The 19,439-nt window shown below is 45.6% G+C and carries 16 protein-coding genes; 7 read left to right on the forward strand and 9 right to left on the reverse strand.

Features of this window, described 5'->3' with window-relative positions; translation table 11 throughout:
* Position 1: 1 nt before the first annotated feature.
* Together IGJ15_RS10915 and IGJ15_RS10920 are read left to right on the forward strand one after the other, a co-directional pair.
* Positions 2 to 1,045 (forward strand): DUF58 domain-containing protein, encoded by a 1,044-nt coding sequence (locus IGJ15_RS10915; RefSeq protein ID WP_005225501.1) that lies wholly within the window; start codon positions 2 to 4, stop codon positions 1,043 to 1,045.
* Positions 1,042 to 3,180, forward strand: coding sequence for a transglutaminase-like domain-containing protein (locus IGJ15_RS10920; RefSeq protein WP_034868395.1), 2,139 nt, complete (start codon positions 1,042 to 1,044; stop codon positions 3,178 to 3,180). Before IGJ15_RS10915 ends, IGJ15_RS10920 begins: the two co-directional genes overlap by 4 nt.
* 58 nt (positions 3,181 to 3,238) lie before the next feature.
* On the opposite strand, the gene IGJ15_RS10925 is transcribed toward IGJ15_RS10920, so the two are convergent.
* Entirely contained in the window at positions 3,239 to 5,890 is a 2,652-nt protein-coding gene (locus IGJ15_RS10925; protein WP_005225499.1) for a cation-translocating P-type ATPase, read from the reverse strand.
* Between the two features lie 349 nt (positions 5,891 to 6,239).
* On the opposite strand from IGJ15_RS10925, the gene IGJ15_RS10930 reads away from it, so the two are divergent.
* The gene (locus IGJ15_RS10930) at positions 6,240 to 6,983 is read left to right on the forward strand and encodes an NADPH-dependent oxidoreductase (RefSeq protein ID WP_005225498.1); all 744 of its coding nucleotides are present in this window, start codon (positions 6,240 to 6,242) and stop codon (positions 6,981 to 6,983) included.
* A gap of 119 nt (positions 6,984 to 7,102) precedes the next feature.
* On the opposite strand, the gene IGJ15_RS10935 is transcribed toward IGJ15_RS10930, so the two are convergent.
* Positions 7,103 to 7,453 carry a hypothetical protein gene (locus IGJ15_RS10935; RefSeq protein WP_005225497.1) on the reverse strand — a complete coding sequence of 117 codons (351 nt, stop codon included), beginning with the start codon at positions 7,451 to 7,453 and terminating at the stop codon, positions 7,103 to 7,105.
* Positions 7,454 to 7,613: 160 nt separating this feature from the next.
* On the opposite strand from IGJ15_RS10935, the gene IGJ15_RS10940 reads away from it, so the two are divergent.
* On the forward strand, positions 7,614 to 7,922 hold the full coding sequence (locus tag IGJ15_RS10940) for a DUF5960 family protein (protein WP_008378984.1): 309 nt from the start codon (positions 7,614 to 7,616) through the stop codon (positions 7,920 to 7,922).
* A 128-nt stretch (positions 7,923 to 8,050) separates the two neighbouring features.
* The gene (locus IGJ15_RS10945) at positions 8,051 to 8,257 is read left to right on the forward strand and encodes a hypothetical protein (protein ID WP_010747766.1); all 207 of its coding nucleotides are present in this window, start codon (positions 8,051 to 8,053) and stop codon (positions 8,255 to 8,257) included.
* A gap of 143 nt (positions 8,258 to 8,400) precedes the next feature.
* Here IGJ15_RS10945 and IGJ15_RS10950 read toward each other — a convergent pair whose 3' ends face one another.
* Positions 8,401 to 8,694, reverse strand: coding sequence for a hypothetical protein (locus IGJ15_RS10950; protein WP_005234725.1), 294 nt, complete (start codon positions 8,692 to 8,694; stop codon positions 8,401 to 8,403).
* 311 nt (positions 8,695 to 9,005) lie between these two features.
* On the opposite strand from IGJ15_RS10950, the gene IGJ15_RS10955 reads away from it, so the two are divergent.
* Positions 9,006 to 9,461, forward strand: a complete 456-nt coding sequence (locus IGJ15_RS10955) for a type II toxin-antitoxin system HicB family antitoxin (RefSeq protein ID WP_309420008.1) — start codon at positions 9,006 to 9,008, stop codon at positions 9,459 to 9,461.
* 161 nt (positions 9,462 to 9,622) lie between these two features.
* Here IGJ15_RS10955 and pepV read toward each other — a convergent pair whose 3' ends face one another.
* A complete protein-coding gene (gene pepV / locus IGJ15_RS10960; RefSeq protein WP_005225493.1) occupies positions 9,623 to 11,047 on the reverse strand; it encodes a dipeptidase PepV in 1,425 nt (474 codons plus the stop codon).
* 159 nt (positions 11,048 to 11,206) lie between these two features.
* Here pepV and IGJ15_RS10965 point away from each other — a divergent pair, with 159 nt between their 5' ends.
* Positions 11,207 to 12,043 carry an NAD(P)H-hydrate dehydratase gene (locus tag IGJ15_RS10965; RefSeq protein ID WP_034868393.1) on the forward strand — a complete coding sequence of 279 codons (837 nt, stop codon included), beginning with the start codon at positions 11,207 to 11,209 and terminating at the stop codon, positions 12,041 to 12,043.
* A 74-nt stretch (positions 12,044 to 12,117) separates the two neighbouring features.
* On the opposite strand, the gene IGJ15_RS10970 is transcribed toward IGJ15_RS10965, so the two are convergent.
* The 5 genes from IGJ15_RS10970 to IGJ15_RS10990 all read right to left on the reverse strand — a co-directional run bounded on the left by IGJ15_RS10970 (position 12,118) and on the right by IGJ15_RS10990 (position 19,403).
* Positions 12,118 to 14,172 carry a beta-galactosidase gene (locus IGJ15_RS10970; protein WP_005225491.1) on the reverse strand — a complete coding sequence of 685 codons (2,055 nt, stop codon included), beginning with the start codon at positions 14,170 to 14,172 and terminating at the stop codon, positions 12,118 to 12,120.
* Position 14,173: 1 nt separating this feature from the next.
* Positions 14,174 to 16,405, reverse strand: coding sequence for an alpha-galactosidase (locus IGJ15_RS10975; RefSeq protein ID WP_430599074.1), 2,232 nt, complete (start codon positions 16,403 to 16,405; stop codon positions 14,174 to 14,176).
* Positions 16,406 to 16,413: 8 nt separating this feature from the next.
* Positions 16,414 to 16,881 (reverse strand): hypothetical protein, encoded by a 468-nt coding sequence (locus tag IGJ15_RS10980; RefSeq protein ID WP_034868387.1) that lies wholly within the window; start codon positions 16,879 to 16,881, stop codon positions 16,414 to 16,416.
* 52 nt (positions 16,882 to 16,933) lie between these two features.
* The gene (locus tag IGJ15_RS10985) at positions 16,934 to 18,268 is read right to left on the reverse strand and encodes a PTS sugar transporter subunit IIC (RefSeq protein WP_005234719.1); all 1,335 of its coding nucleotides are present in this window, start codon (positions 18,266 to 18,268) and stop codon (positions 16,934 to 16,936) included.
* Between the two features lie 100 nt (positions 18,269 to 18,368).
* Complete coding sequence (locus IGJ15_RS10990; protein ID WP_225000976.1) at positions 18,369 to 19,403, reverse strand: LacI family DNA-binding transcriptional regulator; 1,035 nt, start codon at positions 19,401 to 19,403, stop codon at positions 18,369 to 18,371.
* Positions 19,404 to 19,439: the final 36 nt, after the last annotated feature.

Below are 19,439 nucleotides of genomic sequence, written 5' to 3' on the forward strand. Positions count from 1 at the left end.
GATGAAGAAAAAGAAGCTTGAACGCCTGCTGCGCCTCCTGTTGTTTAGCGCTGCCTATTTTCTGCTGCTGGCTTACTGTGTGATCTTCAATAATAATGCTGGCTGGAGCCTTTGGTTTTTACTGACTTTGTTATTGTTGCTTGATGCAGTATTCTTGCTCCCCTCCCTCAAGAAGGTTCAAATCATTTTAGAAGAATCGATCCAAGCTGAAACACACACAGCGATCACCTTACCGCTGCAAGTCTTCAAGTATCGCCCGACGCTGCTGCCGCTGGTCGATTTCACCTTACAGTTTGACGATCGTTTCAAGGAAAGTCATCACAGCACCTTTTATCGAGGCAATCTGATTCGGCTGCAGCTGCCTTGGACCCCAAAGGAGCGAGGCATCTATGAAGAATTGCCCGTTCAATTGTACAGCCATGATCTCTTTGGCTTTTTTGAAAAAAGCTACGCTGCAGTTGCGAAACAATCGATTTTTATCCTGCCTAAATTGGCGCCAGAAGCCGTTACCCTGCTGCCATTTTTTAAACAGCAAGTCCGCAGCCAAACCCACGGAGAACCCAATTTTTCTATTCGACAGTTCCGTCAATACCAGTTAGGGGATTCCTTAAAAAATATCGATTGGAAATTATCCAGCAAACAACAGGAATTGATCTATCGCGAACGAGAACATGAAGAAGAACATGACATCGTTCTGCTCTTTTGGGGAGAAGATCATCCTGCTTTTGAAGAGACTTTGACACTGTTTTATTCGATCCACCATTTCTCGCAAAATCAACGACTTTTTCAGCCGCTCTTGATTGGTGACGGATTGACTTCTCCTTACCAAACGGATGCCGCTGCCTATGCCCAGATCCTTCCCTTCGAGAAAGTTCCTGAAGGGGTACCGCTTTTGACTGGCAGCCATCTTGTCTTCATTACCCCGGTTTTTACCCCACAACTGGAAGACTACCTCAGTCAGTTGGAAGCAAAAAACAGCTGCCAAGTGTTTACCTACGCTGATTTAATGAGGCAGTTGAATAAACTTGAGGAGGCGGTAGGATGAGATTTATTAAGAAAGCGCTGATTGGTCTTCTGACCTTTCTCAGTCTATCACTGGTGATCTTGCCGTTTATCGCAGTTTATGACCTTGGCAATCAGTTCACCCTTTTAACTTATGCCTTTAGTGTCTGTTTGATTTTGACCGTGGTGCCGAAAGTCCGTTACAGTTTGCCTTTGCTGGCAGCCGCTTGGCTGATCGTCTTGTATCGGATCTTTCCTTATGGGACTGCCTTTTCTTTTGATTGGCTGCTGCGTTTTTGGCTAGACCTGCACCGTGCCTTTCAAGAGATCCTCAGCGGTGAAGTCGGCTATATCACCGAACTGGCGGCGGTGACATTGATCGTTAGTTGGGTTTTGTTTTTAGCGATCTTACCGATCGCTTATCAACGCTTTTTCTTGATTTACGCTACCATGATCGGCTACTTGCTAACAGTCGTGATTTTTAATCAATTTGATCTGACGTGGCATTTGATGGGTATTTTTCTTTGTGCCTTGGCTTCTTCACTGATCCAGCGCAGCGTCTTTCAATCCAGTCAAACGATCGCTCCCTGGTTCGCTGTGATGCTATTGATTGGTGGACTAGCCGTCACTGCTGTCTACTTGCCGCAAACGAGCCTGCGGGAACAGTTGGCAGCCCGTTCCACGCCTATACGGACAAATCTGAATCAGCTGGGTTTTTATCAATTTATTGAAGATCATGGCACGCCCAGCGGCTCTCGCACTGGATTCAGTGAAAACGACCGTCAATTAGGCGGACCACTACTGGATGATGCGACGATTTTATTTGAAGCGCAACAAGAAACCCCGCATTACTGGCGGGTGGAAAGCAAAGATTTTTATTCTGGTAAGGGCTGGATCAGTACGAGCCGCGAAGAGGCTCGCTTAGAAGCAGAGGGCGTCACGATCGCGGATCAAAGCTATCAGCAAGCCTATCTTGAGAACGAATCCGTTCGGGTCCAATTTCAAAACCATGGAGACTATGTCCCATTGCCCTATGGACGCAGCACGTTGTCCCTTGAAAACGGTGCTCGCGGATTTCAGATCAGCGACGCCATCCAGCGGGTCGATCTCATTGATCCACTCCCAGACACCACCTTGACCCTCGATTGGGACCATCCAGACTTTGCCGCAGAAAATCTCCAAAATCTGCCTTTGATCTATCCGGATTCTCTGATCGATTATATCCAGTTACCCGATTCTTTGCCGCAGCGGGTACGAGATCTCGCAGCTGAGATCACCGCTGAAAGCAACAGTCTGTTTGATCAAGTCACGGCGGTTGAAAGCTATTTGAAAGATCCGCTCGTATTCCGCTATTCCAAAACCGATGCCGTCGTGCCTGCAGAAGAGCAAGATTATGTTGATCAATTTTTATTTGAATCACAAGTCGGCTACTGCGACAATTTTTCCACGGCAATGGTCGTGCTACTACGGAGTTTAGAGATCCCTGCTCGCTGGGCAAAAGGCTTTTCTCCTGGATCTCCTGCAACAGAAAACGGCATTACTACCTATACCGTTCGCAACTTGAATGCCCACTCATGGGTGGAAGTCTACTTTGACGGCTACGGTTGGGTACCTTTTGAACCGACCCCTAGTTTCCAAAATCCAGATCGTCCCGTGTTGACTCAAGAATCTACTAGCTCCGAAGAAACACCGACCGCTAGCAGCGAAACAACACCATCGAGCAGCAGGGAAACAGAAAGCAGCGAAACCACGACCAGCAGTTCTGCAACAGCCGCGGTTACCGATGACGTTTGGTTGACTGAGGAGTTGAAACAAACGCTGCGCAATGGCTTCTTTGGAGGCTTAGCTATCCTAGGACTTGGCCTACTTTTCTATTTCCGCCATTCGTTTTTCCGTATTCATTTATGGTTGATCTGCCGCTTTACCAAACAGCCGCTAGTTGCTGCCTATCCTTTGTTTTTACGGCAAACGACGAAAGTTCTGTACCGTAACGAGGCGGAGCCGTTGATCGATTATGCCCAACGACTCGAAGCATTCTATCCACTGTTCCATGGTGATTTTATCCGCTTGACGCAGCAATACGAAGCCTACCTTTACAGCCAAGAACAGCCGGCTGGTCAAGAAGCCTTCTTGAAGCAAGTCGCTGCCCAAATCAGTCAGCTGAAAAAAATCAACTAAGCAGTGAGGATAAACGACAAAAAAACGTATCGATCAAACGATCGATACGTTTTTTGCTTTAGGCGTTTCCTTGACGTTTTTGAACGGCAATAATAATCAGTTTCGTGATTTCCATCAAAACAACTGCCGCAGCAGCCATTGCGATACATAGACCGACATGTCCTAAAGTGAAGGTTGCTGGAATCGCAAAGACTTCACGGATGCCAGGAATCAAGGTAATGCTGTATAGTCCACCACAAACGACGATCGCCAACCATACCATTTTATTGGCAAAAAGGCCAGCTTGCCAAGCAGTCTCAGTGTTTGAGCGTGCTGGTAATGTTTGCAATGTTCGGCTCCAGATAAGTGTTGAGAAGGCCATCGCAACACCTAATTCAGGTGATTGGTTCATTCCTAACCATTGTGCCAAAATCACGACAGCGGCAATCAAAATACCACGATACGTTACTGAGATCAATGTTTTTCCAGTGAAGATACCAGCATTTGGATCTCTTGGCTGGCGCTGCATGATCGTTGGTTCGGCTTTTTCCATTCCTAGAGCAATCGCTGGTAATGAGTCGTTGACTAGGTTGATAAAGAGCAGCTGCAAGGCAGTAAATGGATTGTCCCAACCCATTACTAAGGCAAAGACGATCGCAATGATCGCACCTAAGTTTCCAGCAAACAAATACGAAATAGCTTTTTTGATGTTGTCAAAGACGTTTCGGCCAACTTCTACTGCACGAATGATCGAGGCAAAGTTGTCATCCGTCAAGACCATCGCCGCTGCGTCTTTGGCAACGTCCGTTCCGGTTCCCATTGCGATCCCGATATCCGCTTGTTTCAAGGCGGGTGCATCATTGACCCCATCCCCGGTCATGGCAGAGATCTTGCCTTTGTCTTGCCAAGCCCGCACGATACGGATTTTGTTTTCTGGCGAAACACGAGCATAGACTGTGATTTTGTCTAATTGATCCGCTAGTTCGGTTTCAGAAAGAGCATCCAATTCCGTACCAGTCAAAGCTAAGTCGCCCTCGGCTGAAATACCGATCTCTTGTGCGATCGCCACGGCTGTCGTTTTGTGGTCCCCTGTGATCATAACTGTTTTGATACCAGCAGATTTAGCATCCGCTACGGCTTGTTTGACTTCTTTACGAGGAGGATCGATCATTGCCATCAAACCAACCAAAATCAGCTCGTTCTCATCTTCAAGTGTCAATTCTCGTGATTGGGCATCAGTCAATGGACGGTAAGCAAACGCCAAGACCCGTAATGCCCGTTTTGAGAATTCTTCGTTTTGATGTTGTAATTTCTGCTTGATTTCATCTGTTAAAGGCACGACTTGATCATCGATCAAGACTTTGGTACTGCGCCCAAAGACGATGTCTGGCCCACCTTTGGTCAACAATAAATGTTCGCCATCGATCTCATGTAAGGTAGACATCAATTTACGATCAGAATCGAAAGGCAATTCTTGCAAACGAGGAAACTGTTGACGAATCGCCCGATAAGGCTGATTTAGTTTCTCACTGTAATCCAGAAAAGCAATTTCAGTAGGGTCTCCTAGCTTCGCCCCATCTTCACTGATGGCAGCATCATTGGCCAAGACACTGATCTCTACTAAGCGTTTTTCAGGCAATGTCCAGGTAGTTGGCTCATCGGAGAACGTGCCCGTTTGCCCATTTGGTAAATAGTAGTCAACAACGGTCATTTTGTTTTGGGTCAAAGTCCCGGTCTTATCGGTACAAACGATACTCGTTGAACCCAATGTTTCAACCGCTGGTAGTTTTCGAATGATGGCATGACGCTTCGCCATTTGTTTTGTTCCGATCGAAAGAACGATCGTCACGATCGATTGCAAGGCTTCTGGAATCGCTGCAACGGCTACGGCTACCGCAAACATAAAGGCGTTGACTAAGTCTTGTGTCATATCACCTGTTCCGTCACCTAAGAACAACCGTGCGACTTGAACCCCTAAAATAATCAATGAAAGGACTAAGATCGCCAAGCTCAGTTTTTTACTGAAGCTGTCTAATCCTCTTTGCAATGGTGTTTTGTGTTCAACTGTACTTTCCAATAAGCCAGCCACTTGACCGATTTCCGTCACATTACCAGTCGCAGTTACGATAAACCGACCACGTCCATAAGTGACGATCGTTCCACTGAAGACCATGTTGTCACGGTCGCCGATCGGTGCGGTACGATCGATCACACCTAATTCTTTTTCCGCTGGCGTTGATTCCCCAGTCAGCATTCCTTCATCGACCTTCAAAGAACCCTCTTCGATCAATCGACCATCTGCTGGTACATAGTCCCCAGCTTCTAAAATAACGATATCGCCGACAACCAATTCTTTCGCCAGCACACTTTGTTCTTTGCCATCCCGAATGACGTTAGCATCTGGTGCCGACAGGCTTTTCAAAGCGTCTAACGACCCTTCGGCTTTTTTCGTTTGAATCACACTGACGACGGAATTCAACAAGAGTACTGCGAAGATAACGATCGACTCAACGTGGGCACCCATAACCATTTGGATGATTGCCACGATCAGCAAGACGATCACCATCGCATCTTTGAAGGTATCTAAGAATAAGGCAAAGCTAGATTTCTTAGGTGCTTCCTTCAGCTGGTTCAAGCCATTTTCTAACCGCTTGGCTGCCTCTTGCTGCGTCAACCCCTCTGGACTGCTCTGGACCTCTGCCATAATTTCCGAGATTTCTTTTTGATACATTTCTTTCGCCAATTTTTTTGCCCCTTTTAATTTTATTTTCCTTAGGCACTCTGCTAGAAAAAAAGAGACCTAAGACAAGTATACGCTTGTCTTAGGTCTCACCATTTCAAATAATACCAGAAAGCTGTCGCCAGCTTACTTACTGTTGATATTATCGCAGCTTGCGCCACCGGTTACTCCCCTAAGGAATAATAATAAGAATGTATCATTATCATAACGGAAACTTTTGTGCTTGGCAACTATAAAACATCAATTTGAAAATTTTTTGAAAACATTCTTTTTGTTCCCATTCCTTTTTTTCTGTTACACTAAGGAAGAAAGAAATTTGTACGTTACAGGAGGAAAAACGATGGATCTTTTTGATACTTTTACCCGCCATAGCTCTGTCCGAGATTTTCAACCCCGGCCACTATCAAAGGAACTCAAGCAAAAATTAGTAACGGTTGCCCAGAGCGGTTCCAGTTCGAACTTTGTTCAAGCCTATTCGATCATTGAGGTCAGTGATCCTGAAAAACTGGCTGCCATCGAAGAAATTGCCGGTGCCCCAAATTACATCACTCGAACGGGCGTCTTCTATCTTTTTGTCGCCGACTTACATAAACACCAGCAGCTGCTGACCCAAGCAGGGGTGCCTGATACCCACTTAACCACGATGGAACCATTTATTGTGTCTGTCGTTGATACGACCATCGCTGCCCAAAACATGGTAGCTTACGCTGAAGCGCAAGACTTAGGAATTTGTTACATCGGCGGCATCCGCAATGATTTGCCTCGTATCGCAGAACTTGTCGGCTTACCAAAATTAACGTTTCCGTTATTCGGTTTAACGATCGGCTATCCGCAACACAGAAATGAGCCGAAAGTCCGTTTGCCCCAAGAAGCGATCGTAAGTGTCGATCAGTATCAACCGCTGACGCAGGAGCAAACAGCCCAGTACAATCAAACGACAGAAGCCTATTATGCACAGCGCAGCAGCAATCAACAGCAAACCAATTGGCAAACGAAAATGACGGAATTTTTCCGTGAACCGCGACGTCCAGATGTCGCGGCCTTTATGAAACAACAAGGCTTCTCAGACCACTTCGGCGAATGAGGACACTAATTACCACGGGAAAATAAAAAACGATCTTTGGCAAGGAATCTTGTCAGGATCGTTTTTTGCTTAGTGTAAAAAATCAGGTTCAGGCGGCTCTTGTATCTTTGTCATGCTAATTAACGTGCGGCTTCTTGTGCGGCTTCGTTGACGGCAACTGCCTGCTCACATTTTTCCATTAATGCTACTAACGCTTTATCTAACACTGCTTCATTTTCGGAGGTTCGCTGACTGATTTGCGTCATAGGCTGCGCCGCAAGATCCAGCAAATAGGTAGGGATTGCTTCTTTTTCAGCAAAAGTGCCCTTGATCAGCGGCTGGTAGACAGACTCGCCACAGGGTCCGGTTTTGATAAAGGCTAGTTCGAACTGCGCCTTCCCTGACAAACGCAACCGATAGACCCCTTCTTTGGTCAGCAGTTTTTCATCGGCAAAGCGTGCCTGTAATCGTGCGAAACGTTCGTAATCCATGGTATCTGCTCCTTTTTGATTCCTTCTTTTCTCTAGTGTAGCAAATTTCTTGTTAGCATAACATCTTTTTCATAGAGAACGCCTCCTTTTTCCTCGCTTGGTAATTTTTCACTTTACAAACAGAACAAACGTTCGTATAATTCAAGTGAGGTGAATGTGTATGCCAGCTGCAAAAATCGCTTATGCAAAACAAGAAACCTATGCATTTGAAAAACACTATTATGAATTGGTAAACTTTCCCACACCAGTGGCGCTTTTGTTTGATGAATTCGCACTGACGATGGAGCGCAATCAAAAATCGTATATTGCGATCCCCGCGCGCTATTCCGTCTTAAAGGTTCCGCTCGTCTTTGTTTTTCGACTAGAGACTAAGGATGCGCCTGTTTATTATTATGAGCACGTACTCGCTGAAAATAAGATCATTCGCCGCTACAACCCCGAGCGTAACTATTTGCCCGGCGGAAGATAGACCAATGGTTCAACTCGTTTGCCATACTTAGCGGTTGCACTCTCCTGATGCATATCACCGAGCAGCAGTTCGAATATTTGTCATCAAAACGAAACCCCTCTATACTAAAAAGAAAGGGGTTTTTCACAATGACGAAAAAACCGCCGCAAACGTCTAAAGAAAAGGAAGCCGCTTCTAACAATATGGGACTGGGGATCGGTGTCGGAATGGCATTAGGTGCTGCATTTGGGCTGCTGTTTTTTGACAATCTAGCATTAGGCATGGGTTTAGGCATCGCACTAGGGGTAGCGATCGGTGCGGGCATGGATCAAAAAAGCAGCAAAGACAAGAAATAGCTGCAGCAAGGAGCTGTGTTTATCTGTCACAGCTTGCTGCCCAGTAAATACCAAAAAAGCCTAGGTTCTGCACTTGTTGTGCAGAACCTAGGCTTTTTTGTTACTTCGAGCAATATTCTCGAAAGCAGCTGCTTCACAGTTGGTTACAACAGATTTCTTTTCGCCATTTCTGCGCGATACAGTTCATAGACCGCATCACTTTGCTTTGCATGGCTGCGGTAAAAGAGCCCATAAGAGAAAATCGCTTGGAAATTGCTTCCTTGATTTGCTCGTGCTACAGCGTGGTACAAATTCGCCAACTGCTGATCAGACATCTTCCCGCTTTTGATTCGTTTGGCAACTGCTTTTTGGGAAAGGGTAAATAAAATCGTCGTAAATACTTGATAAACCACCCAAATCGCCAGAATAACCAAAATAAATTTCACCAAATCAGGCATCACTTTTCAACTCCTTACAAAAAGTAAATCATTCGGACGATTTGATGTCAATAATAAATTGGGACATTTTCAGTAATAATAGACACAAAGATTTTTAAATTACCACAAAAGATGATGTTCTTTCAATCATCAGAATTTCTGAATTGATACTCTCCTCTTAAAAAAAAATTGCCTATTGTTCAGTATTTATGACACTGGTACAATTGAAAAAGCAACAACTCTTGCTTAAGACTACTGGGTACTAGTGAAAAATAAGAGCGCTACCATTGCAATCAGATCTGTAGAGAATCGCGAAAAAGGAGTTGTACACTATGTTAGCAAGTTACCCTGCATTGTTTTATTACACCGATACAGACGAAAGCGAAGTGAAGTATTTTATTTCTTTTCCTGATTTTCCTGAGCAAGTCGGCACTCAAGGCTTAGACATCGCCGATGCTTTATTCATGGCATCCGATTGGCTCGGAATCGTTTTGGCAGATTGTATTGAAAATAATCGGGAGATTCCGCTGTCTACCTCCATTAATTGTTTATCACTGGAAGCGAACAATCCATTTATAGACGATTTAGATTTTGAATTCGATTACGACAAAGAAAAATCATTTCTATCGATGGTCCTTGTCGATGTTTCAGAATATTTAGAGAATCAAACCTTCGTCGAGAAAAAACTGGCGATTCCTCAATGGGCGGATAAACTAGGACGAACTATGCATTTAGATTTTTCAGAAATCCTCACTGACGCAATCCTAAAGAAAAAATGTAAAGACTGATTGCTTCTACACCTCATCACTATGAGGTGTTTTTTACTACTCAGCCCCCTGTTCCATACTAAAAAGTGCGGCATTCTCTCACATGAAAAACATACGAGAATGCCGCACGAAACGTTCAATTGTATTTATTTAGCGAGTGAACAGACCCAATCAATGTCTCTTTATTTCGCCAAACGGTAGATAGCATCTGCATAGATCACCGCTGCGTTGAATAGGTCATCCAAGCTCATGAATTCATTGGCTTGGTGCATGGTGTCAACATAGCCAGGGAACATTGCGCCATAAGCAACGCCGCGTTTCAATAGACGGCCGTATGTGCCGCCGCCGATGATTTGTTCGAAGCCTTTTTCGCCAGTGTGTTCTTCATAAACCGCCAATAAAGTTTCTACCAATGGATCATCTGCTGGTACGTAGTGAGGTTCCATGTTGCGGTCATTGCGGGTAACGGTTGCCCCTTCCATACCGACGGTGCGTTCCACACCGATTTCAAGTCCTTCCGCAGTTACGCCTTTAGGATAACGGAAGTTCAATGCGATAAAGTTGTCTGCTTGCGTTCCTGCTTGGTTCGCTTTGAAAGCAAACAAGCCAGCATTCATTGTCAATTTACCCATTTTTTCGTCTTCGTACGCCACACCTAATTTTTCACCGTAGAAATCTTCATGGACATAGGCTGCTGCTGCATGGATGAATTGTTTTGCGCCGCCGCCAAAGGCATAGTTATCTAAGAAGACTGCTAAGAAAGTCCCCGCATTGATTCCTGATTGTGGGCTGGCACCATGAGCACCTTTACCGACTAATTCGATCGTCACTTGTTCATTTTCTGTTTCAATCGTCCCCGTCACTGGATTGGCTTCAACGTAATCGAAAAAGGCTTTTTCGATCGCTAATGCTTCTTCTGTTGATGGAGCAATGAAGCTTGCTGTTGCCGTTCCTGGTACCATATTTTCTCGCAAGCCAGCAGTAAAGCTTTGCAGCGTGAAGTCTCCTTCATTGTTGCCTTGGAAATGGATCCCTAATGTCACATTTCCTTTTTCTCCATTGATGATTGGGAAATTGGCATCTGGTGAGAAGCCAAAATCAGGCTTTTCTTCATGCTCAAAGTAGTAATCCATATCTGCCCAGCCGCTTTCTTCATCAGAACCAACGACAAAACGGATTTTTTTCGATAATGGCAAGCCTAATTCTTTGATGATCTTCATCCCATAATAGGCAGCCATTGAAGGACCTTTATCATCAGAAGAACCACGAGCATAGATTTTGTTGTCATTGATGACTGGATCATAAGGATCGGTTGACCAGCCGTCACCTGCAGGAACAACATCCATGTGGCCGAAGATCCCTAATGTTTCGTCTCCTTCACCAAATTCGATGTGACCAGCGTAGTTATCGACGTTTTTGACTGTGAAGCCATCACGTTCGCCATAAGCTAGCATGTGTAGCAACGCATCACGAGGTCCAGGACCAAATGGCGCATCCGCAGTCGCTTTATCATCTTCTCTTTCACTTTTCACTTTCAATAGATCAATCAAGTCGTTCAGCAAATCGTCTTTGCGGGCTTCGACCTCTTTTTTCCAATCGATTGTCATAGTGTTCCCTCCATTTCTGTTCTCGCTATTTATGATAACACTCTTAAACCAAAAAAGGAAAAAAAATTGTGCCTTTTTCCATGGGTCTTTTCTATGAAATTTCTAGGAAACAGGTATAATAAATATAACTCGATTTTGATTAACGAAAGGAGTCATTGCATGGAGCAACTTGATTCTGCAATTTTATCCAAAGTGATCCAACAGCGCCCGACAAAAAGCCACAAAGGCACTTTTGGCCGAGCCGTTTTAGTAGGGGGCAACCGCCAATTCGGTGGGGCGATCTTAATGGCTGCGCAAGCCTGTGTGTATGGGGGAACTGGTTTGACCACCGTGATCTCCGATGGCGTCAACCGAACAGCCCTGCACGCCCGCTTGCCTGAAGCGATGTTTGTCGATTGGCAGCAAACAGAACTGATCGATACGGTCACCGAATCAGCAGACGTCCTACTGATTGGTCCTGGATTAGGCGAAGGAAAAAGCAATTTTGATCTGCTGCAGCGGATCGTTTCTGCCCAAAAAGAACACCAATGGTTGGTGATCGATGGTTCGGCGATCAATTTGGCTGCCAAATATCCGCTGATCATCCCCTTTCCTGAACAAGTCGTCTTCACGCCGCATCAGATGGAATGGCAACGGCTCAGCGGACTGGCAATTGCCGACCAGACAGAAGAAAACAACCAGCAAGCCCAACAAAAACTCGGAAGTCTGGTAGTCTTAAAAAGCCATCGCACACAAATTTACGGCAGCAGCATCGCCCAAAATCCCCTCGGAACACCCGCAATGGCGACTGGAGGCATGGGTGATACGCTGGCAGGCATGATTACCAGCTTTTTAGCACAGTTTGAAAAAACAGAGGAAACGATCCAAGCGGCTGTCTATCTCCATAGCCTGATTGGCGAAGCATTGGCAAAAGAGCACTATGTCGTTTTGCCGACACAAATCAGTGCCGCATTGCCTCAATGGATGAAAAAGCACCAAGCAGCCGATTCAGAATGATTTCTGATAAACCTTTCATCAAAAAAACGTCCCTTTCTGCATTTGTCGAAAGGGACGTTTTTTCCAATGGTCAGCTAATTGTTAAAATAAACCACTCGCACTTCATACGGCGCCAAGGTTGCTGTTTGAGGGACTGCTTGATTGGTCTCTAAATCAACGACTTCTTTGATCAAGTGTAGTGTCTGCTCTTTCTCAGAAAAATTCATGATGAAAAAGTACGTTCGTTCTGGACTGATCCTGCCTTGGATCGAGACTGCAGGATTGGCATGCGCGATCCTTTCCTCTGCCAAGGACAGCTCACGGACCAAAGAGGCATAAAACTGTTCGAAAAAGTCATAGTTGGTGCGAGCCGCCAGATAGTAGGCGGTGCCTGCACCAAAGGCATTTTTGGTGATCGCAGGTGTTCCTTGGTAAAAATCCGCTTGATACTCCCCTAGTACCTCCGCTGTTTCGGCTTCGATGATTGCAGAATAGTCCCGTGTTTCAAAGGGCTGTCCTTGAAAAACCACTTGATTGTGTTCAGTGTCAAAAAGAGTTTCCAGCTCCAGCACGTTGATGCCTAATAATGCTCGCAACGGCTGTGGCAAGCCCCCCATATACAACAAGTCGGTTTCATTGACCATGCCGCTAAAGTAACTGGAAATCAAGGTACCACCGGCTTGTGTATACTGGCAAAGTTTTGCCATCGTCTCCGATGACATCAAGTAAAGCATCGGAGCGATCACCAACTGATAGTCAGAAAAATCTTGCTCTGGCGTCAAAATATCGACAGCGATGTCTTGTTCCCAGAAATAACGATAATGCTCCTGCAACGTTTGCGGATACCGTCTGGTTGGTCGCCCAAACCCGCCGCCTCGCTTCAATGCCCAGTTGCTTTCCCAATCAAAAAGGATCGCCACTGCTTTTTTTCTTGTGGTTCCTTGAATCTCTTTGATTTTTTCCAAGCGCTTGCCGTAAGCCGCAACTTCTTTGAAGACCCGATTCTCCGTGGAATCATCATGTCCCACGACTGCCCCATGGAATTTTTCTGAATTGCCGCGGGATTGGCGCCATTGAAAATACAAGGTACTATCTGAGCCATGGGCGATCTGCTGCATGGCACTCAACTGATGGACACCAGGCTTTTTCGCTTTATTGAAGGAATGCCAATTAACAAAACTCGGCGTGCATTCCATCACTAAAAAGGGCTGTTTCTTCAATGACCAGTACTGGTCATGCACATAGGCGGATTTCATCGCTGTCGCTGCCAAGGATTCAAAGTTGTTGTTCCAATCAGGGTAACTATCCCAGCTAACGATGTCCACATGACGAGCGAACTTGCTGTAGTCAATGCCTTCTAAAGGAATAAAATCTTGGGTAGCATGTCCTTCCGCCATAAAATTCGTCGTCACAGGAATGTCCGGTGTCAGCTGACGGATCGGCGCACATTCATGCAAATAAAAATCGATCGTCCTATCTGTGACAAATCGTTTCCAATCAAGATCCATGCCATGCACTTTGTGTTCCCCTAAAGGTGAAGGCGGTAAAACCTGCGACCAATCAGAGTACGTACCGCCCCAAAAAGAAGTCCACCAGGCATGATTCAACGTGGCTAAATCACCATATTTTTTTTGCAGCCAGCTGCGCCAGTTTTCCTGACAATAGGAGCAAAAGCATTCCCCAGAGTACTCATTGGAAATATGCCACATGGCTAATGCCGGATGCTTGCCGTACCGTTTTGCCAACTGCTGATTGATTTGCGTCACCTTTTCCCGATAGATCGGTGAAGAGTAACAGTGATTGTGGCGAAACCCATGGGTATGTTTTTGCCCTTGGGCGTTGGTCCGATTGACTTCGGGATACTTTTGGCTCAGCCATTGAGGACGCCCACCGCTAGGAGTGGCCAAAATGACTTTGCCGCCGATGCCATGGATCTGATCAAACACACGATCCAACCAGTCAAACTGATAAACGCCTTCTTGCGGCTCTAAGGCACTCCAAGCAAACACCCCTAATGTGACAGTGTTGACATGGGCTTGCTGCATATAAGCAAGGTCCTTTTGCAAGATTTCTGGATAAGCCAGCCATTGATCGGGGTTGTAATCCCCGCCATGCATAAACTGCTGATCAAACAATTGATTGCTCATCATTCTACTCCTTTTTAGCTTGTAACTGGTAGACAAATGATTGAAAATCGCCAGTGACTTGCGCTGTTCCATGGTTGACGGCATTAAACTGATAGGGTTTACGCAACCCTAATTGCCTTAACAGCTGACCAGAGACAGTTTCGCCATTGACCTGATACACCTGTTGGGCATTAAGAAAGGCTGCGGGCAAAAAGTCTTCCGCCGTCGGATTGGCTTGTGCCAACACGCGAAAGAAAGCAATCAATGCTTCTTCGTTTTGCGGATCATACACTGCCCAAGTCGTTTCATTGGCATGGTCCAACTGCTGCAGCTGGTAAAAAGTGCCAAAGGTCAGCAATTGCCGCTGTTTTTTATAAAAGACGATTTGGGATTTGATTGCCTGCTTTTCAGCGTCAGACAAATGAAAGAGATCGAGTTCATACCCCAAAGGCCCAAACATTGCGACGGTTTGCCGAAAGTCTAAAGACGTTGCCCGGCCGACTTGGTGGTTTGGTGCCGCCGACACGTGATTGCTGAAGGAGGACAAAGGATACCCTAACAACGTTCCGCTTTGGATGGCTAAACGTTCCACTGCATCACTATCATCACTAGGCCAAATCTGCGGACTGTAAAATAAGATCCCTAAATCGTATCTGCCCCCGCCGCCAGCACAGCCTTCAATCAAAAGGGTCGGAAACGCCGCTAAGATTTTTTCATATAAGCGATAAAGACCTAAAATGTAGCGATGATAAAACTCCGTCTGAGAAATTCCCTGTTCCGCTAAATAGGGAGAGTAAGCTTCCGTGATATTGCGGTTCATATCCCATTTGATGTAATCCAGCTTGGTTTCAAGGATCACTTTTTGCATCGCTTCGAAAATCGCCTCGACCACTGCTGGATTGGCAAAATCCAACACGTATTGCCCGCGCCCCACAGAGATCCGCTCATAAGGATGCTTGACTACCCACTCAGGGTGCTCTTGGTACAACTGACTATCTGGCGAAACCATTTCTGGTTCAAACCAAATCCCCAGTTGCAGCTGCATGGCATGAATTTTCTCAGCAAAAGAACCGATTCCTTTTGGAAATTTGGCAGGGTCCGCCACCCAATCGCCTAATGAACTGCGGTCGTCGTTGCGTTTTCCAAACCAACCATCATCCAGCACAAAGCACTCCATCCCTAACGCCTTGCTTTCTTGGGCTAAGGTCAACAGCTTTTCTTCATTAAAATCAAAATAAGTCGCTTCCCAATTATTAAAGACGATCGGCCGCTGCCGCTTTTGCCAATAAGGGGCAATCACATGCTTTTCGATAAATTGGGCGGATTCTTGACTCAAGCCATTCAGACCAGCAGCGGTGAAGGTGAAGAGGCATTCTGGGGCTTCAAAAGTTTCTCCTTGTGAAAGCTGCCAGCTGAAATGCTCAGGATGTATCCCCAACATCAATCGAACGTTGTCCCACTCATCCATTTCCGCTTGCGCTAAAAAGTTGCCAGAATAAATCAGGTTGGCACCATAGACGTGACCAGTGTCATTGGTGGCTTGCTGTTCTTTTAAGGCGACAAAAGGATTGTGCTGATGACCAGACGCTCCTTTTAACGAGCCGACACTGATCGTCCCTTGGGTCAAAGGGACCGTCTTGATATGCCGTTCTTTCAGCCATGCGCCTGAAAGATGCAGCAGTTCAAAATCGCGATTTTTCAGCTCCAAGACACCACTCAAAAAGCGCTGGATGGTTCTCGGCTTGCTCCCCGTATTGGTCAGTGTTTGCTGCCGCGTGATGGTTCCTGATCCTTTGAAGATCGTATAGGTGAGCGCCATTTCCAGCTGTCGCTCTTGATCTACTAATTCAAAGACGATGCTTTGGCTTTCATCGGCAGAAGCAAAGCTGGCTGGTTGCGCCAGCTTTCGTTCTTTGCCCTCAAAACAGTGAAAAGCCACAAGTTTAAAATCAACATAAAGAGGGGTTTCTTCCTCAAAAACCGACACTGCCCCTTCTCGAAAATCAGAAGTCCCATACGTTGGCAATTCTTGAAAACGGTCCGCCAAAGTAAAAAGATTGTCTGCTTCAAAAAATTTGACGGTTCCTGCCGATTTATTCTCTTTTTTCTCAAGGTACGCTTGATCAAACGACGCCAGTGTGCCTAGAGATGGCCCAAAATAGACATGACCCAGTTGCTGATTTGGTAACACATTTATGATATAACTGATTTTTTCATTGTATAAGTGAAAGAGTTGTTCATTCCTAATTTCTATCATTGCTATCCTCAATTTTCCTCATTTTTTTCATTTGTCCCTGCTCGTTGACAAGCTGCTTCAAGATAACGCAAGCGTTTTTTGACGCCGCGATTGAAAAAGAATTTGTAAAACAGCGCCGCCAGCATAAAACTGTAGGTTGTTTTCTGCTGCTCAAAACGGCTTTGTTCCGAATACGTGACTTGCAGCTTCCCTTTTCGTCCTGGTGCAAAACTGTACCGTTGATCGATCACTCCTTCTTCATGGGTCGTACGAAACCACAGCTCATCCGCGGCAATTTTTTTGACCGTCATGACGGCAGGTACCAACCGCGGGGCGGTTTTGGTTTGGATCATCGTTTCAATACGGCAGCCTTCCCCGAACGGTTCTTGGGCTTGTTTGGCTAGAAAGAATTTCTCTTGTTCCGCCAATAACACACGGGAAAAGTCCGTAGGTGTGGTATTCATTTGATAACTGCAAGACAATGTATCGGTTCTCATCACAAATTCCTTTCTAAAGGGTGCGCTATTGCATTCCTTTCCGTTTCTGGGCTTATCTTTCTTCTACTCTTTGATTGATCATTTCAGATGCCGCTTGTTCATTTAATGCCGCTTCTGCTTTTTCTTCTTTCAAGTACCCGCGATCCATTACGATCAAGAATGGCACCCAAATCAAGGTCATTACGGCAACCGTCACTAACTGTAAGATTGCGCCGGCAACAGAACCCGTGCCTAACCAACCAGATAAGAAAACAGGGGTCGTCCAAACCACCGTTGCTCCAATTGGTCGTGGCACCAAGCCTGCGGCGATCGCAAAGTAAGAAATCGTCGTACTGGCTAATGGCGCTAAGATCCATGGGACAAAAGCGATCGGGTTCAAGACGATCGGCAAACCAAAGGTCATCGGTTCAGATACGTTGAAAACAGATGGAGCGATCACCGTCTTCATTAATTTTTTCATCCGAATCGAACGAGCGATAAAGAATGCCATCGTAATCGAGATCCCCAGCTGCATTCCTTGATTGACGAACACGCCCATAAACGTAGTGTTAATGATATGGGGCAATTGTTCCGCCCCTGCTTTGTAAGCTTCATAGTTTTCGATCGCTAACGCATTCATGATTGGATCGATCACCGCATTGACCACTAGTGTTCCGTGAATCCCAAACCACCAGAAGAATTGGGTGAACAAGACGGCGATCAGTACTGCTGGCAACGTACCGCCTAAGCCCATTAATGGTTTTTGCAAAATCTCATAAACGAAATCAACGGCATTGCCCCATGAAGTAAAGGTGAACAAGTAGCGAATCAAATTGAAAAGGAACAACGGTGCCGCACCAGGAATGATGGCGACAAAGGATTCTGCGATCATTGGCGGAACCGAATCTGGCATTTTGATCGTCAGCCCAGCCGCACTGATTTTGCAATAGATCTGCGTAGCGATAATGGCCGTGATGATTCCGACAAACATTCCCTCAGCCCCTAATTTCGACAAGGGGATCACTGTACCTAACTCTTCGGATGAGCCAAAAGGCAGCAGCATCAAAAACGAAGACAGTGAGATGGCACCCGCAAATAATTTGGCTTGTCCATACTTGCCAGCCAACTGATAGCCGATCCCAAAAACAACGAAAATAGCGGTGATACTCATGGTTGCATTTCCGATAGGACCAAAAAAGTCGTTTAGAAACGTGATGAATCCCTCTGGAAGTTTTTCCGAGAGTCCGAAAGTAGCAGGCAGATTTTGAATAATAATCATAATTGACGCAAACATTGTTGCAGGAAAAGCGACCATAAACCCATCACGAAGACTTAACAAGTATTTGTTGTTGGCAATGATCTGAGCAAAAGGCACCATCTTTTCGGCTAATTTATCAATAAACTTCATTTCGTTTTCTCCTTTATTTTTAACTGTAAACGTTTACTACAATCAGTATAGTTGTTTAGTTAATGTTTACACAACCCCTAAAATAAAAAAAGATCAGACGTCACTGATCTTTTTCGGCAATCGATTCTCTAATGATCAATTCACTGCCACAAACGACGCGAACAGGCATCGTTCGCACCCCAAGGATTTTATTTTTCGCTAATTCGACACTCATCTGCCCCATCTCTTCAGCTTTCATCTTGACGGAAGACAGTGCGGGCGTCATAAATTGCGCCATTTCGATATCATCAAAACTAACGACTGACACATCTTTAGGAATCGATAGCCCCGCTTCAGCGAGTGCCTTGTAAACCCCGACAGCCATAGGATCGCTGGCAACGACGATCGCTGTGGGGCGAGGATTCATTTGCGCGATCTGCTGACCAAAATGCAAACCAGTCTCTGGTGACCATTTCCCCTGCAGCACGGTTGTGAACTTTTCCAATTTATTGAGCAGCATCCATTGGCGGTAGTTTTCTGCTCGAATCTCTTGTTCATCGTAAACGACTTCGCCAGAAATCGTCACTCGGCTGGCAACACCGCCCACAAAGGCAATATTCTCATGGCCCTTCTCTTTTAACAACGTGAGGATCTGGTGAGTCTTTTGGGCAAAATCGGTTTGGATGCAATCGTAGCTGGGTGCTTCACTATAATTATCCACCAGGATAATATTGGCATTTTGCTGACTGATCTCTGCCAAAGCATCGCTGGTCATCTCTCCAATAATAATGACTGCGCCATACTTCGCCAATTGTACCAAATCTTTTTGAGGCTCCCGCATGGAAAAGGCCCGAATCGTTTTTAAGCGCCACTTCGCCGCTTCCTTTTCGATCCCATTGCGGATCATCATAAAATACGGATCGTTTCTTTCCGACTCTCGATCGTGGCGGGTAATGATGGCAATCGTGTTTTGGTCGCCGACTTCACGGGAATGGGGTTGATTTTTTTCTTTTGAATAATTCATTTGGTTGGCGATCTCAATGACTCGCTGACGCGTGTGTTCATTGATACTGAAGGTTTCATCATTGTTAAGGATTCTAGAAACACTTGCTACCGACACCCCGGCTAATTTCGCGATATCTCTCATACTTGCCATAGCTGCACCTCATCTGTTTACTGTTTACTAAATTTA

Source organism: Enterococcus sp. AZ079 (genome assembly GCF_050547255.1).
In the GTDB taxonomy this organism is placed as follows: Bacteria; Bacillota; Bacilli; order Lactobacillales; family Enterococcaceae; genus Enterococcus_D; species Enterococcus_D casseliflavus.

Bases quoted from the DNA above. Each gene is read 5' to 3' on its own strand.
- IGJ15_RS10935 (WP_005225497.1), bottom strand. From the start codon at position 7,453: ATGGATTACGAACGTTTCGCACGATTACAGGCACGCTTTGCCGATGAA.
- IGJ15_RS10965 (WP_034868393.1), top strand. From the start codon at position 11,207: ATGGAGCAACTTGATTCTGCAATTTTATCCAAAGTGATCCAACAGCGC.
- IGJ15_RS10945 (WP_010747766.1), top strand. From the start codon at position 8,051: ATGACGAAAAAACCGCCGCAAACGTCTAAAGAAAAGGAAGCCGCTTCT.
- IGJ15_RS10950 (WP_005234725.1), bottom strand. From the start codon at position 8,694: ATGCCTGATTTGGTGAAATTTATTTTGGTTATTCTGGCGATTTGGGTG.
- IGJ15_RS10915 (WP_005225501.1), top strand. From the start codon at position 2: ATGAAGAAAAAGAAGCTTGAACGCCTGCTGCGCCTCCTGTTGTTTAGC.
- IGJ15_RS10975 (WP_430599074.1), bottom strand. From the start codon at position 16,405: ATGATAGAAATTAGGAATGAACAACTCTTTCACTTATACAATGAAAAA.
- IGJ15_RS10955 (WP_309420008.1), top strand. From the start codon at position 9,006: ATGTTAGCAAGTTACCCTGCATTGTTTTATTACACCGATACAGACGAA.
- IGJ15_RS10970 (WP_005225491.1), bottom strand. From the start codon at position 14,172: ATGATGAGCAATCAATTGTTTGATCAGCAGTTTATGCATGGCGGGGAT.
- IGJ15_RS10940 (WP_008378984.1), top strand. From the start codon at position 7,614: ATGCCAGCTGCAAAAATCGCTTATGCAAAACAAGAAACCTATGCATTT.
- IGJ15_RS10980 (WP_034868387.1), bottom strand. From the start codon at position 16,881: ATGAGAACCGATACATTGTCTTGCAGTTATCAAATGAATACCACACCT.
- IGJ15_RS10990 (WP_225000976.1), bottom strand. From the start codon at position 19,403: ATGGCAAGTATGAGAGATATCGCGAAATTAGCCGGGGTGTCGGTAGCA.
- IGJ15_RS10920 (WP_034868395.1), top strand. From the start codon at position 1,042: ATGAGATTTATTAAGAAAGCGCTGATTGGTCTTCTGACCTTTCTCAGT.
- IGJ15_RS10930 (WP_005225498.1), top strand. From the start codon at position 6,240: ATGGATCTTTTTGATACTTTTACCCGCCATAGCTCTGTCCGAGATTTT.
- IGJ15_RS10985 (WP_005234719.1), bottom strand. From the start codon at position 18,268: ATGAAGTTTATTGATAAATTAGCCGAAAAGATGGTGCCTTTTGCTCAG.
- pepV (WP_005225493.1), bottom strand. From the start codon at position 11,047: ATGACAATCGATTGGAAAAAAGAGGTCGAAGCCCGCAAAGACGATTTG.
- IGJ15_RS10925 (WP_005225499.1), bottom strand. From the start codon at position 5,890: ATGTATCAAAAAGAAATCTCGGAAATTATGGCAGAGGTCCAGAGCAGT.